Raw genomic sequence first — 13,825 nt, forward strand, 5'->3', positions numbered from 1 at the left:
TATATGATAAAAGTAAAAAGACTTAATGAAGAAGAATTTGTAATAAATTGTGATTTGATAGAAACTCTAGAAAAAACACCAGACACAGTAATAACTTTGACTAATGGACATAAATATGTAGTAAAAGAAGATATAAATACTATAATTCAAAAAGTAAAAACTTTTAAAAAAGATATTATAAAAATAGTAGATGGCAGAAATGGGGTGTAGTACTTGGATTTAGGAACACTCATAGGAATAGTATTAGGGTTTGTTTTGATTATAGGTAGTATTTTATTAGGTGGAAGTTTAGGAGCATTTATAGATATTCCATCTATAATGATAGTTGTAGGGGGAACGATAGCAGCTACTTTAGTTGCTTATCCTCTTCCTAAGGTTAAAGAAATAATCAAACTTACTCAAAAAGTATTTAAAGAGAGAGGCAGTAATCCAAATGAAGTTATAGAAAGTATGATTGAACTTGCAAATAAAGCTAGAAAAGAGGGATTATTAGCTCTTGAAGAATCATCTGCTGGAATAGATGATGATTTTATAAAAAAAGGAGTTATGCTGGTTGTAGATGGAACAGATCCAGATCTTGTGAGAACATTATTGGAAACTGAACTTGATTTTTTAGATGAAAGACATAAATCAGGTCAGGGATTGTTTGAAACTATGGGAAGTTTTGCTCCAGCATTTGGTATGGTAGGTACACTTATAGGTCTTATAAATATGCTTAAAAAATTAGATGACCCATCATCTATTGGACCTGCTATGTCAGTTGCACTTCTTACAACATTTTATGGTTCGTTTTTAGCTAATATGATATTTATACCAATAGCTAATAAATTAAAAGTTAAGAGTAGAGAGGAGACTCTTGAAAGAGAGATTATAGTTGAAGGACTTTTATCAATACAGGCTGGGGAAAACCCAAGAATAATAGAAGAAAAACTAAAAGCATTTTTACCGCCTTCTATGAGAAAACAATTACAGGAAGGAGAAGCTTAATATGGCAAGAAAGAAAAAGCAAGAAGAAGCAAAACAAGGTTCGCCTGAATGGATGGGTACTTATGGAGATATGGTAACTTTATTACTTTGTTTTTTTGTTTTGCTTTTTTCTATGTCATCTGTAGATGCTCAAAAGTTTCAATCTATAGTACAATCATTCAACGGTTCTTTAGGTTTTTTAGATGGAGGAAAGACTTTATCTAAAGAACAGTATATAGATAGGGGACTTAAAGATGATAAAAGTACAAAGCAACAAAAAGAAGTAGAAAATTTCAATAATTTAGAAAAGGAAATTAAAAAATATTTAAATGATAATAACTTAAATGAAGATGTTAAAGTTGTTAATGAAAATTCAGGTTTGCTTCTAAGATTTCAAGATAATGTATTATTTAGTTCTGGAAGAGCTGAATTAAAGTCAAAATCAGAAGTTACTTTAAAATATATATCAGATCTTTTAAATAAAAAAGAATTTAATGATAAGTTTATAAGTATAGAAGGTCATACGGATAATGATCCTATAAAATATAGCCCGAAGTATCCCACCAATTGGGAGTTGTCTGTAGCAAGATCTAGTAATGTAGTTAGGTTTTTAGTTGAAGAAACGGGAATTAATCCAGAACGTATTTCTGCATCAGGTTATAGTGAATATCACCCTGTTGTACCAAATACTTCACCTGAAAATAAAGCTAAAAATAGAAGAGTAGATATACTTATACTAAAAAATTAAAATAAATCAGCCAATAAAATTGGAGGCTTATACTATGAATACAAAAAAAATTATGATATTTTCAATCATAGGATTTATAATATCTTTGTTAATATTTGGAGCTACGCTATATGTTGTACATTTTAAAGATTCAAGTAAGTCGTCGCAAAAAGTGAAAACATTCAATTATGATGCGGGTGAATTTTCTACTAATATGGGCGATTCAGCTCATTATTTCAAAGGGAAGATTGTGATAGAATCTACTGATGAGAAGGAAATTGAAATAATGACAGAAAAAAATGTTATAATAAGAGATACTATATTAAAAGTAATAATATCTCAAGATCCTGAAAAAATGACTAGTAATGAAGGATTGGATAAACTAGAACGAGAATTAATATCGAATTTATCGATGAAGTTAGATTTTAAATCTATAAAAAACGTGTATTTTACAGATTATATAGTTCAATAAAGGCAGGTGGAGTAGTTGTCTGAAATACTATCGCAAAGTGAAATAGATGCTTTGCTGGATGCTTTAAACACTGGAGAAGTAGATGTTGAAGAAATTCAAGACGATACAAAAGAGAAAAAAATTAAAAAGTATGATTTCAAGAGCCCTAAAAAACTAGCAAAAGATCAATTACGTACTCTTCATATAATACATGATAACTATTCCAGATTGTTAAATACTTTTTTATCTGGATATTTAAGAAGTTATGTTCAAATAGAAGTACTTTCTGTAGAAGAATTATCTTACTATGAATTTAGTAACTCTATATCTAATCCGGCTATGTTGTCCATTGTAGATTTAAACCCTTTACCAGGACAAATGCTATATGAAATATCTACAGGACTTTCATTTTGCATTATAGACAGGATATTAGGTGGAGATGGAAACTATCAAGGAGAAATAAGAAGCTTTACAGAAATTGAAATAACTATACTTACTAAGATGCTTAGACAGATTATAAAACTTTTTATTGAACCTTGGGAAAATGTAATAGAACTTTCACCAAAGGTTGACAAAATAGAAACCAATTCACAATTTGCACAAATTGTTTCTCCAAATGAAACGGTAGCCTTAATAACGTTAAAAGCTAAAATTGGAGAGATAGAAGGTCTTATAAATATTTGTATACCACATATTGTTTTAGAACCTATTTTACCAAAACTGAGTACTAAGTTCTGGTTTTCAACATCTTCAAATAATAAAAAAATAACGCCGGAAGAAAAAGTAATATTAGAAAAAAGAATAAAGAAAGCAGATTTAAATGTAATTGCTGAATTAGCTCAAACCAATATAACCGTCGAGGAATTTTTAAATCTTCAAATAGGTGATATTATAAGTTTAGGAAAAGAAGTTGATGAACAGTTAGATATAAAAATTTCAGATAAATTTAAATTTAAAGGTTCTCCAGGTACTAAAAAGAACAAGTATGCTATAAAGTTAACACAAGTCATTGAAAAGGGTGATGATAATTATGATGAATGATATGCTGTCACAAGAAGAAATCAATGCTCTTTTAAAGGGGAGCTTGGAAGACGTTTCTTCTGAAGATGCAGATAAAGATAAAATTTTATTAAATGATATAGAAAAAGATGCTGTTGGAGAAATTGGAAATATAAGTATGGGAACTTCTGCTACAACTTTATTTACATTGATAGGCCAGAAAGTAAGCATAACTACTCCGACTGTAGATATTGTTACTTTAAATGAAATGGCGAGTAAATATCCATTACCATTTGTTGCGGTTGAAGTGGGGTATAAAGAAGGTTTAACTGGAAGTAATTTATTAGTTTTAAAAGAGGATGATGTTAAGGTAATCACTTCTCTTATGATGGGAGGGGATGGAAAAGAAAATCTCCCGGATGAATTAGATGAAATACATTTAAGTGCTATAAGTGAAGCTATGAACCAGATGATAGGTTCGTCTTCTACTGCATTATCGGATATGATATCAAAAAAAATAGATATAAATCCACCTAAAGTTTATAAGGTGAATTTATCCAATAAAGATTATGATTTTAAATTTATGAAAAATGATGAAAAGATAGTAAGGATTTCATTTAAAATGACTATAGGTAATTTAGTTGATAGTAATATAATGCAACTTCTACCTATTGACTTTGCTAAGAGTTTGGTTGATAATATGTTATATGGGGATTCTGAAAATTTATCATCAAATGAAAAAACTAACAATAATAATGAATCTGCTGTTATTGACAACAGTTATGTTGGAGAAGTATCTAATGTAACTCAAGAAAGTACTTATAATCAAAATAAACAACCTATTGAACCGCCCGTAAATACTCAACCGGTAAATACTCAACCAGTAAATGTTCAACCAGTAAAGTTTGAAAGTTTTGAATCTCAAAATGCAAATTCGAATAATATGCCTGAAAATATAGATATAATTAAAGACGTATTATTAAATGTAACTGTAGAATTGGGAAGAACTAAAAAAAGCATAGATGATATATTAGAATTTTCTCCAGGCACAATAATAGAACTAGATAAGTTGGTGGGAGAACCACTAGATATATTAGTTAATTCTAAAAAAGTGGCAAAAGGAGAAGTTGTAGTCATAGATGAGAATTATGGTATAAGAATAACTGATATTATAAAACCTGAAAAAAGATTAAGATCAATATAATAAATAAAGGTGAAATAGTGTAGTAATTTAAAGGAGGAATTTTAAAATGTCAAGAAGTATATTATTAGTAGATGATGCAGCTTTTATGAGAATGATGATTAAGGATATATTGGTTAAAAATGGTTATGAAGTTGTTGGTGAAGCTGAAAATGGATTAAAAGCAGTTGAAAAGTACAAAGAGTTAAAGCCTAATCTTATAATAATGGATATTACAATGCCTGAAATGGATGGTATAGAAGCTGTTAAAGAAATCAAAAAAATGGATCCATCAGCTAGTATAATAATGTGTTCTGCTATGGGACAACAAGCTATGGTAATTGAAGCTATTCAATCAGGTGCTAAAGATTTTATAGTGAAGCCTTTCCAGGCAGATAGAGTAATAGAAGCGGTTAAAAAGGTTTTAGGATAAAAAATATGGTAATTAACGTAATTATAAAAATGCTGGGATATATATGCATTTTTATAATAATACTTTATTTGGCTCATATTACATCTAAATACTTAGCTAAAAAAAATGAGCTTATTAACAAAAACAAAAGTATTAAAATAAAAGAAAGACTCTTTGTAAATAAAGATAAAGAGTTGATTTTAGTTAAATATAAAAATAGAGAATATTTAATAGGTATTTCTCAAGATAAGTTCACTAAAATAGATACTTTTGAGAATAAGGATGATATAAGTGAAAAATTTTAAAAAAATTTGTTTTGTTGTTATAGCTTTTTTATGTACAACAAGTTTTGCATGGGGACAACCAGAAGTCCCTAATATTTCATTACAGATAAATGGAACAACAGATCCTGGAAATTTGAGTAGTACTGTTGAGATAATATTATTATTTACGGTTCTTTCATTATTGCCTACTATAATAATAATGATGACATCGTTTACCAGAATAATAATAGTTTTATCTTTTTTGAGAAATGCTCTAGCAACTCAACAAAATCCACCTACTCAAGTTTTAATTGGACTTGCTTTATTCTTAACGTTTTTCATAATGGCTCCCGTTGGAACTGAAATTTATGATAATGCGTTAAATCCTTATTTTAATCAACAGATAAGTCAAGAAGAAGCTTTTGAGAAAGGTATGAAACCTGTAAGGAACTTTATGTTTAGGCAAACTAGGAAAAAAGATATTTTGCTTTTTACTGAAATAGCAAAAATAGAAAAAATAGATGATTTGAAATTGGAAGATGTTCCAAATCGAGTTCTTATTCCTGCTTTTTTAATAAGTGAACTTAAAACAGGATTTCAGATGGGTTTTGTTCTTTTTATACCTTTTATAATTGTAGATATGGTTGTTGCAAGTACATTAATGTCTATGGGTATGATGATGTTACCTCCTGTAATGATATCTCTTCCGTTTAAGGTATTATTATTTATACTAGTAGATGGTTGGAATTTAGTAGTTAAATCTATTGTATTAGGGTTTAAATAAAAGGGAAGTGAAAAAGTGGATGTAAGTTCTGCTGTTAATTTAGGGCAACAGGCTCTAACTATGATTTTAATGTTAGCATCTCCGATATTAATATTAAGTCTTGTAGTCGGCCTATTGGTAAGTATATTTCAAGCTACAACGCAAATACAGGAAGCTACTTTGTCATTTGTACCTAAAATTGTAGTTACATTTTTGTCATTAGCTTTATTCGGACATTGGATGATAAGTACTATTGTTAATTTTACTCAAAATTTATTTTTAAATTTTGACAAGTTTATGAAATAGAAGAGATGATAATATGAATGATGTTTTAAACCAAATGTTAAATTATGTAAATGTGTACATGCTAATATTAGCAAGGTGTATAGGTTTATTTATAGCATCACCTGTATTCGGAAGGAAAAACCTTCCGAATATTTTTAAATTAGGATTTTCAATAATATTAGCTTATATAGTATTACCGTTTATAGATATTTCTAATTTAGAATACATGTCATTTTTACAGATATTATTTTTAGCAATAAAAGAATTGATAATAGGTTTAGTTATAGGATTTGTAGCTTTTATAGTGTTCTCTACTTTTTTCTTAGCTGGATCCTTCATAGACAGAGATTTAGGATTTAGTATGGCAAACGTGGTAGATCCTCAATATGGATTTCAAGTACCTATTACTGGAAATTTCATTTATATAATAGCTACATTGATATTTTTAATAATTAATGGGCATCATTATTTAATAAAAGCGTTAGTTAATAGTTTTTATATAATACCTATTAATAGTAATATCAATTTAGATGCTAGTATTTTGAAGTTTATGATTGATATATTTGATTATATATTTATTATGGCAATTAAAATATCAATACCTATAACTATAATAATACTATCTACAAACTTAATATTGGGTATATTAGCTAGAACTATGCCGCAAATGAATGTTTTTGTTGTTGGAATGCCCATCAAGGTAATACTAGGGTTAGTTATAGTCTCTATTGTATTTCCGTATTATGAACCTATAATGGAAACTATGTTTAAGGACATGTATAAATTTATATTTAATATTACAAAAATAATTCAAGGATGATATAGATGAGTTATATACACATAAATTTACAGCTTTTTTCAGGAGAAAAATCAGAAGAAGCTACTCCCAAAAAAAAGCAAGATGCTAGGAAAAAAGGACAAGTAGTCCAAAGTAAAGAAATAACTTCAGCACTTACATTGTTATTTTCTTTATTGAGTTTAAAATACTTGGGTAAATATATAATATCTAATTTTTATGATAGTATTTTGTTTTTCAAAAACAATTTTTTTAATGCTGAATTTAACAATACTTTAATAGGATATAAACTTCTAATGTATATTTTTTATTTTGCATTAAAAATAGGATTTGTGATAGTACTTATAAATGCCATTGTAGCAATTATAAGTAGTAAAGCTCAAGTTGGAAATTTATTTACAACTGAGAATTTAAAATTTAAATTTGATAAATTAAATCCGATAGAAGGTTTTAAAAGAATGTTATCTATAAAAGCTCTATTTGAATTTGGTAAATCAAGTTTTAAAATATTGATTTTAACAGTAATAGCTTATAATTATATGAAAAAAAATATAGTATATATTTTAAAAAGTATTAATTTAAATAAATTTCAAATTTCATATAATCTTTTAGATTTAACTCTTAGTCTTGGTATAAAATTATCATTATATCTTCTAGTATTATCTGCATTTGATTATTTATACCAGCTATATGAGCATAATAAAAATTTGAAAATGTCAAAACAAGAAATTAAAGAGGAATATAAGCAGTCTGAAGGAGATCCACAAATAAAATCAAAGATAAAAGAAAAGCAAAGGCAATCTGCTATGAAAAGAATGATGCAAGATGTTCCTAAGGCTGATGTTATAATAACAAATCCTACTCATTTTGCTGTAGCTATAAGATATGATGAAAATGAAAGTGATGCACCATATGTTGTTGCAAAGGGCAAAAATATGGTTGCTTTAAAAATTAAAGAAAAAGGTAGAGAAAATGATATACCAATAATAGAAAATAAACCTTTGGCAAGACAGTTATATGCAACTGCTAATATAGGAGATGCAATACCTCATGAGCTGTATGAAGCGATAGCAGAAATACTAGCTTATGTATATTCGTTAAAAAATGTGACTAGATAGGGTGGTTAAAGTGAAAAAATCAGGAGATATTATAGTTACCTTAGGCATTATAGGTATAATTTTAATGATAATAATACCAGTGCCTTTATTTATGCTTGATATACTTTTAAGTTTAAATATATCTTTATCATTATTAATACTTTTGATTGCTATATATAATAAAGAAGCTTTGGAATTTTCAGTATTCCCATCCTTACTATTAATTACAACGTTGTTTAGATTGGCACTTAATATAACTAGTACTAGATATATATTGGGAACAGGTAGTGCTGGTAATGTAATAGAAGCATTTGGTAATTTTGTAATGGGTGGAAACGCATTAGTTGGTTTTATAGTATTTATTATAATAGTTATAATTCAATTTATGGTAATAACTAAAGGAGCAGAGAGGGTATCAGAGGTAGGAGCAAGATTTACACTTGATGCTATGCCAGGAAAACAGATGGCAATAGATGCAGATCTAAACTCAGGTCTTATAGATGAAACACAAGCTAGAGATAGAAGAAAAAAAATACAAATGGAAGCTGATTTTTATGGAGCTATGGATGGAGCATCTAAGTTTGTAAAAGGAGATGCTATAGCAGGTATAATGATAGCTGTTATTAATATATTAGCGGGATTTGTTATGGGGGTAGTTTTTCAAAAACTTCCAATTCAAGAAGCTGTAGTTAGATATACATTGTTGACAGTTGGAGATGGACTTGTATCTCAGGTGCCTGCTTTATTAATTTCAACAGCTACAGGTATAGTTGTTACTAGAGCAGCATCAGAAACGAATCTTGGAAAAGACGTTTTAAGTCAACTTTTTAGAGAACCTAAAATAATGTATATAATAGCAGGTGTTTTATTTTCTTTATCTTTGACACCACTACCGTTTGTTCCATATTTTATTCTTTCTATAGTATTTGTTATTATAGGTCTTAATTTGAAAAAATTAAATGAAAGTATAGAAGAAAATGATATGGATTCTGATAAGCAAGGTGATGAAATTAGTGAAGAAATAGAGGATATAAGAAAACCTGAAAATGTATTACCGCTCTTACAAGTTGATTCTATTGAACTTGAATTTGGGTATGGAATAATACCTTTGGCGGATAAATCTCAGGGAGGAGACTTGTTTGATAGATTGGTTATGATTAGACGACAATGTGCTCTTGAAATGGGAATTATTGTACCTATGATAAGATTGAGAGATAATATACAACTTGAGGCCAATGAGTATATTATAAAAATAAAAGGTGTAGAAATGGCTAGAGGGGAAATAATGTTTGACCATTATCTTGCTATGAATTCAGGAGTTGCAGAAGGTGATGTTATAGGTATTGATACAATAGAACCTGCGTTTGGACTTCCTGCTAAATGGATAGATGAAAAAGAAAGAGAAAAGGCAGAAATATTTGGATATACAGTTGTAGATCCTCCATCGATAATATCAACTCACTTAACAGAGGTTATAAAGAAATATACTTATGAATTGTTAGGAAGACAAGAAGTTAAAATGTTAATAGATAATCTAAAGGAAACTAATGCGGCACTAGTGGATGAAGTTATACCAAATTTATTCTCATTAGGAGAAATTCAAAAAGTTTTATCAAACTTATTAAAAGAAGGTGTATCTATAAGAAATTTAGCTACAATATTAGAAACGTTAGGGGACTATGGTGTTTTAACTAAAGATTCAGATACATTAACAGAATACGTAAGACAATCTTTATTTAGGTCTATTACCAAACAATTTATATCTAACAGTCAAGCTAAAGTTATAAACTTAGACACTAATTTAGAACAAGTAATAATGGATTCTATACAACAAACGGAAACAGGAAATTACTTAGCTTTAGATCCACATGTTTCTCAAATGTTAGTAGAAAATTTAAGTAAAGAAGTAGAAAAATTATTGTCAATAGGAGAACAGCCTATAATAGTTACAGCTCCTATTATAAGAATATATTTTAAAAGATTTATAGATCAAATTAGTGATGATATAATAGTTCTTTCGTACAATGAAATAGATCCTAAAGTTAAAATACAATCTGTTGGGACGGTGAGTATATAATATGCAGATAAAGAAATTTGTTGCAGATAATGCCCAAGAAGCAATAAAAAAAGTAAGAGATGAATTAGGTGATGATGCAGTAATAATACACACTAAAAAAATAAAGGTAAAAGGTATATTTGGAATCTCTAGCAAGGAAAAGGTGGAAGTATTGGCTGCATTAGAAAAACAAAGCATAGATAATAAAAATTCTGCATCAGAACATTCAGATACAGAACTATTAAATAAAAGTGCAGAAGAAACTAATAAATCTAAAAAAGAATACACTAATAAAATTAGAAAAGAATATACTATAGATACTTATAACAGAGAGAAAGATGTAAGTGAAATAAATAATCAAATACAAGAACTAAAAACTATGATGATGAAAATTAATAATAAGGTTGATATTAATTTAAATAATGATGCTAATAAGGATAGTTTAAAAAAAGTTTATGATTTATTAGAATCTGTAGGTTTATCTAAAGATTTAATTGAAGATATATTGAGTAATATAGGAGATAAACATTTTGATGATGATGATTTCATAAAATATATAAAATCGTATTTTATTGAAAAATTTAAAAAACAAGATAATGAAACTGTTGATCTTGATTGTAAAATTAATATATTTGTAGGTACTACAGGGGTCGGAAAGACTACAACTTTAGCAAAGCTTGCGTCAAAGCAGGTTTTAAAGAAAGATAAAAAAGTAGGTTTTTTAACACTAGACACATATAGAATATCTGCTGTCGATCAGTTGAAAACATATGCAGATATATTAAATGCTCCTCTTGAAGTAGCATATGATTTAGATGATGTTTCTTACTCTATACAAAGACTAAAAAATAAGGATATAATATTTATAGATACTGCTGGTAGAAGTCATAAAAATAAAGAACATATGGAAGAGTTAAAGCAGTTTATAAACTGTTTTGAACAAAAGAATATTTTTTTGGTTTTAAATGCTAATTGGCATATACAAGATATAAAAGAAATTATAAAAAACTATAGTTTTTTAGATAATTATAAAATTATAATAACAAAAATAGATGAGACATCTAGGACTGGAGTTATATTTGATATACTATATCATTTTGGAAATAAAATAAAATATATAGCATACGGACAGAATGTCCCTGATGATATAGAGGAATTTGATATTGAAAAAATAGTTGATGATATTTGGGGGGGGAGAGACTGTGGATCAAGCCTCTAAACTTAGAAGTGCTATTTTGAAAAAAAATAAATATAACTATCTAAAAGAAAATAAAAGTGATTCAAATGAAAATCCTAGAGTGATTTGTGTATCTAGTGGTAAAGGTGGAGTAGGAAAGACAAACTTTACACTAAATTTGTCTTTGGCATTAAAGAAAAAAGGAAATAGAGTATTAGTAATTGATGCTGATTTAGGGCTTGCCAATATAGAAATTTTATTAGGAATAGATATAAAATATGGATTTATAGATTTGGTAGAGGATGATATAAAAATAGAAGATATTATGGTAGATGGACCATTAGGAATAAAAATAATTTCTGGTGGAGCTGGAATTAGTGAAGTTGCTGATTTACCAATATATAAGATTAATAAAATATTAAATAATCTTGTTTACTTAAAAGAATATGTTGATTTTATATTAATCGATACAGGAGCTGGAATATCCAAATCAGTAATGTCATTTGTATTAGCAGCTCAAGAAGTTATTGTAGTTACTACTCCCGAACCTACATCAATAGCTGATGCATATGCATTGATAAAAGTAATTACAAAAAAAACAGATGAAAAAGCAATAAATATGGTTATAAATCGAGCTGATAATCAAAAAGAAGCAGAAATAACATTTAAAAAAATGAATATGGTATCAGAACGATTTTTGAATAAAGATATAAAGTATTTAGGGTATATAAGTGACGATAAAAATGTTAGAAATTCAGTGAAAAACCAAATTCCTTTTTTGCTGAATTCACCTAATTGTTTAGCAAGTAAAAATATAGAAAATATTTGCGATTCATTATTAGGTAATACAGAAAACAAAAATAAATTCAACAATTTTATAAATAAACTGTCTAATTTATTTTTAGGGGGGTAAATATTTTTATGAAATATAAAAATTTTTTTGAAGTAGGAGATAAGCTAGAAATTGAATTTATAGATGGTTATATAGAAAATGATAAAAGGTTAACTAGCCAATTGATGGAAATAATATCTGAAGATGAATATGTAGTGGCTATGCCGATATATAAAGGCAGATTAATTAATATACCTAAGGGGAGCAATGTAAATATTAGCTATAGCATCCAAAATAAAGGAATTTATTGTTTTGATGCTAAGGTTGTATATAGAAATAGTGGAGATGTGGCATATATAAAAATAAAGCAAATTAACGAAACAAAAATAAAACAAAGAAGAAATTATTATAGACTGCATGTTAGCAATAAAATTTCTGTCTATAATAAAGAAGATTTTGTAGCTAATGGATATACAAAAGATTTAAGTGAAGGTGGACTAAAATTTATATCTGATGTTAAATTAGATTTAAATACAGTAGTAATATGTAAATTACTTATAGATGACGAAGAATTAACAATAAAATCACAAGTAATAAGGTCTAATGTATATGAAAAAAATTTAGAACAGTTTGAAATTAGCCTTAAGTTCATAGAATTATCCAAAAATATTCGGGACTATATAGTAGCTTATATATTTAGACAACAAAGAATATTAAGGCAAAAGGGATTGATTTAAGATGAATAAAATAAAAGTATTGATAGTTGATGATTCAGCATTTATAAGAAAACTTCTAAGAGATATTTTATCTACAGATAAAGAAATAGAGGTCGTAGATTTTGCAAGAAACGGAAAAGAAGCTATTGAAAAATTAATGAAAAATGAAATTGATGTTGTAACACTTGATATTGAAATGCCAGTTATTGATGGAATTGATACATTAAAAGAAATTATGATAAAAAAACCTACATCTGTAGTTATGCTAAGTAGCCTTACAAAAAATGGAGCAGATTTAACTATAAAGGCATTAGAATTAGGTGCAGTTGATTTTATAACTAAGCCCTCTAATATTTTTAAAATAAATAATGATGATATAAAAAATTTGGTTATAGATAAGGTTAAAATAGCATCTAAGGTCAAACAATATAATAAAAATTATAATCACAAAATCAAAACTATTGATAAAACTAAGTACGATTCTAATAAAAATTTAAATAAAAAAGATAGAAAAGATAAGATAGATAATATAATAGCAATAGCTACATCAACAGGAGGCCCTAGAGCATTACAAAATGTAATATCTAATTTATCTAGCGAGATAAATTCACCTGTAGTTATTGTTCAGCATATGCCTGCTGGATTTACCAAATCACTGGCAAATAGGTTAAATAATATGTCTAGTTTATATGTTAAGGAAGCAGAAGAAGGGGAATTTTTGAGAAATAATACTGTTTATATAGCTCCGGGGAATAGACATATGAAGTTTAAAAAAGAGAGAAACAACATAAAAATAATATTAGATAATGGAGAAAAAATATCTGGACATAAGCCTTCAGCAGATGCAATGTTTTATTCATTATGTGAAATAGATGTAAAAAAAATAATAACTGCAGTAATGACTGGAATGGGAAGTGATGGTTCTAAAGGTTTAAAAAAACTAAAAGAATCAAGACCAGATATTATATCTATTGCGGAAGATGAGTCAACTTGTGTAGTTTTTGGGATGCCAAAGAGTATTATAAACTTAGGTTTAGCAGATAAAGTAATTCCAATTAATGATATAGCTAAAGAAATTAATAAATTAATGGGGAGGTTTTAAATT

17 protein-coding genes are annotated in these 13,825 nt (G+C 27.7%); all 17 read left to right on the forward strand.

Going from position 1 to position 13,825, the window contains the following annotated elements; translation table 11 throughout:
• Positions 1–3 precede the first annotated feature (3 nt).
• Positions 4–210, forward strand: a complete 207-nt coding sequence (locus tag P4S50_RS06295) for a flagellar FlbD family protein (protein ID WP_277733807.1) — start codon at positions 4–6, stop codon at positions 208–210.
• A gap of 3 nt (positions 211–213) precedes the next feature.
• Positions 214–987, forward strand: coding sequence for a flagellar motor protein (locus P4S50_RS06300; protein ID WP_277733809.1), 774 nt, complete (start codon positions 214–216; stop codon positions 985–987).
• 1 nt (position 988) lies between these two features.
• Complete coding sequence (locus P4S50_RS06305) at positions 989–1,714, forward strand: flagellar motor protein MotB (RefSeq protein WP_277733811.1); 726 nt, start codon at positions 989–991, stop codon at positions 1,712–1,714.
• Between the two features lie 34 nt (positions 1,715–1,748).
• On the forward strand, positions 1,749–2,165 hold the full coding sequence (locus P4S50_RS06310) for a flagellar basal body-associated FliL family protein (protein WP_277733812.1): 417 nt from the start codon (positions 1,749–1,751) through the stop codon (positions 2,163–2,165).
• A 15-nt stretch (positions 2,166–2,180) separates the two neighbouring features.
• A complete protein-coding gene (gene fliM / locus P4S50_RS06315; RefSeq protein ID WP_277733813.1) occupies positions 2,181–3,185 on the forward strand; it encodes a flagellar motor switch protein FliM in 1,005 nt (334 codons plus the stop codon).
• A complete protein-coding gene (gene fliY / locus P4S50_RS06320; RefSeq protein WP_277733814.1) occupies positions 3,175–4,347 on the forward strand; it encodes a flagellar motor switch phosphatase FliY in 1,173 nt (390 codons plus the stop codon). Before fliM ends, fliY begins: the two co-directional genes overlap by 11 nt.
• 46 nt (positions 4,348–4,393) lie before the next feature.
• The gene (locus tag P4S50_RS06325; protein ID WP_277733815.1) at positions 4,394–4,756 is read left to right on the forward strand and encodes a response regulator; all 363 of its coding nucleotides are present in this window, start codon (positions 4,394–4,396) and stop codon (positions 4,754–4,756) included.
• A gap of 5 nt (positions 4,757–4,761) precedes the next feature.
• The gene (locus P4S50_RS06330; RefSeq protein WP_277733816.1) at positions 4,762–5,040 is read left to right on the forward strand and encodes a flagellar biosynthetic protein FliO; all 279 of its coding nucleotides are present in this window, start codon (positions 4,762–4,764) and stop codon (positions 5,038–5,040) included.
• Positions 5,027–5,782, forward strand: a complete 756-nt coding sequence (fliP, locus tag P4S50_RS06335) for a flagellar type III secretion system pore protein FliP (protein ID WP_331489705.1) — start codon at positions 5,027–5,029, stop codon at positions 5,780–5,782. The genes P4S50_RS06330 and fliP overlap by 14 nt, the downstream gene beginning before the upstream one ends.
• A 15-nt stretch (positions 5,783–5,797) precedes the next feature.
• Positions 5,798–6,067: a flagellar biosynthesis protein FliQ gene (gene fliQ / locus P4S50_RS06340; RefSeq protein WP_277733817.1), complete on the forward strand. Its 270-nt coding sequence runs from the start codon at positions 5,798–5,800 to the stop codon at positions 6,065–6,067.
• A gap of 13 nt (positions 6,068–6,080) precedes the next feature.
• Complete coding sequence (gene fliR / locus P4S50_RS06345) at positions 6,081–6,866, forward strand: flagellar biosynthetic protein FliR (protein WP_277733818.1); 786 nt, start codon at positions 6,081–6,083, stop codon at positions 6,864–6,866.
• Between the two features lie 5 nt (positions 6,867–6,871).
• The gene (gene flhB / locus P4S50_RS06350) at positions 6,872–7,960 is read left to right on the forward strand and encodes a flagellar biosynthesis protein FlhB (protein ID WP_277733819.1); all 1,089 of its coding nucleotides are present in this window, start codon (positions 6,872–6,874) and stop codon (positions 7,958–7,960) included.
• Positions 7,961–8,024: 64 nt separating this feature from the next.
• The gene (gene flhA / locus P4S50_RS06355) at positions 8,025–10,016 is read left to right on the forward strand and encodes a flagellar biosynthesis protein FlhA (RefSeq protein WP_416390153.1); all 1,992 of its coding nucleotides are present in this window, start codon (positions 8,025–8,027) and stop codon (positions 10,014–10,016) included.
• A 1-nt stretch (position 10,017) separates the two neighbouring features.
• On the forward strand, positions 10,018–11,214 hold the full coding sequence (flhF, locus tag P4S50_RS06360) for a flagellar biosynthesis protein FlhF (RefSeq protein ID WP_277733822.1): 1,197 nt from the start codon (positions 10,018–10,020) through the stop codon (positions 11,212–11,214).
• Complete coding sequence (locus P4S50_RS06365) at positions 11,198–12,085, forward strand: MinD/ParA family protein (protein ID WP_277733823.1); 888 nt, start codon at positions 11,198–11,200, stop codon at positions 12,083–12,085. The genes flhF and P4S50_RS06365 overlap by 17 nt, the downstream gene beginning before the upstream one ends.
• Before the next feature lie 8 nt (positions 12,086–12,093).
• On the forward strand, positions 12,094–12,741 hold the full coding sequence (locus tag P4S50_RS06370; RefSeq protein ID WP_277733824.1) for a flagellar brake protein: 648 nt from the start codon (positions 12,094–12,096) through the stop codon (positions 12,739–12,741).
• 1 nt (position 12,742) lies between these two features.
• A complete protein-coding gene (locus P4S50_RS06375; protein ID WP_277733826.1) occupies positions 12,743–13,822 on the forward strand; it encodes a protein-glutamate methylesterase/protein-glutamine glutaminase in 1,080 nt (359 codons plus the stop codon).
• The last annotated feature ends 3 nt before the right edge of the window (positions 13,823–13,825 follow it).

Origin of the sequence: Tepidibacter hydrothermalis, from assembly GCF_029542625.1 — a bacterium.
GTDB classification, from domain to species: Bacteria; Bacillota; Clostridia; order Peptostreptococcales; family Peptostreptococcaceae; genus Tepidibacter_A; species Tepidibacter_A hydrothermalis.

What these genes read in the sequence shown, in the direction of transcription:
- P4S50_RS06295 (WP_277733807.1), top strand. Translation starts at nt 4, where the DNA reads ATGATAAAAGTAAAAAGACTTAATGAAGAAGAATTTGTAATAAATTGT.
- P4S50_RS06305 (WP_277733811.1), top strand. Translation starts at nt 989, where the DNA reads ATGGCAAGAAAGAAAAAGCAAGAAGAAGCAAAACAAGGTTCGCCTGAA.
- P4S50_RS06310 (WP_277733812.1), top strand. Translation starts at nt 1,749, where the DNA reads ATGAATACAAAAAAAATTATGATATTTTCAATCATAGGATTTATAATA.
- fliY (WP_277733814.1), top strand. Translation starts at nt 3,175, where the DNA reads ATGATGAATGATATGCTGTCACAAGAAGAAATCAATGCTCTTTTAAAG.
- P4S50_RS06325 (WP_277733815.1), top strand. Translation starts at nt 4,394, where the DNA reads ATGTCAAGAAGTATATTATTAGTAGATGATGCAGCTTTTATGAGAATG.
- P4S50_RS06330 (WP_277733816.1), top strand. Translation starts at nt 4,762, where the DNA reads ATGGTAATTAACGTAATTATAAAAATGCTGGGATATATATGCATTTTT.
- fliR (WP_277733818.1), top strand. Translation starts at nt 6,081, where the DNA reads ATGAATGATGTTTTAAACCAAATGTTAAATTATGTAAATGTGTACATG.
- flhB (WP_277733819.1), top strand. Translation starts at nt 6,872, where the DNA reads ATGAGTTATATACACATAAATTTACAGCTTTTTTCAGGAGAAAAATCA.
- flhA (WP_416390153.1), top strand. Translation starts at nt 8,025, where the DNA reads ATGATAATAATACCAGTGCCTTTATTTATGCTTGATATACTTTTAAGT.
- flhF (WP_277733822.1), top strand. Translation starts at nt 10,018, where the DNA reads ATGCAGATAAAGAAATTTGTTGCAGATAATGCCCAAGAAGCAATAAAA.
- P4S50_RS06370 (WP_277733824.1), top strand. Translation starts at nt 12,094, where the DNA reads ATGAAATATAAAAATTTTTTTGAAGTAGGAGATAAGCTAGAAATTGAA.
- P4S50_RS06375 (WP_277733826.1), top strand. Translation starts at nt 12,743, where the DNA reads ATGAATAAAATAAAAGTATTGATAGTTGATGATTCAGCATTTATAAGA.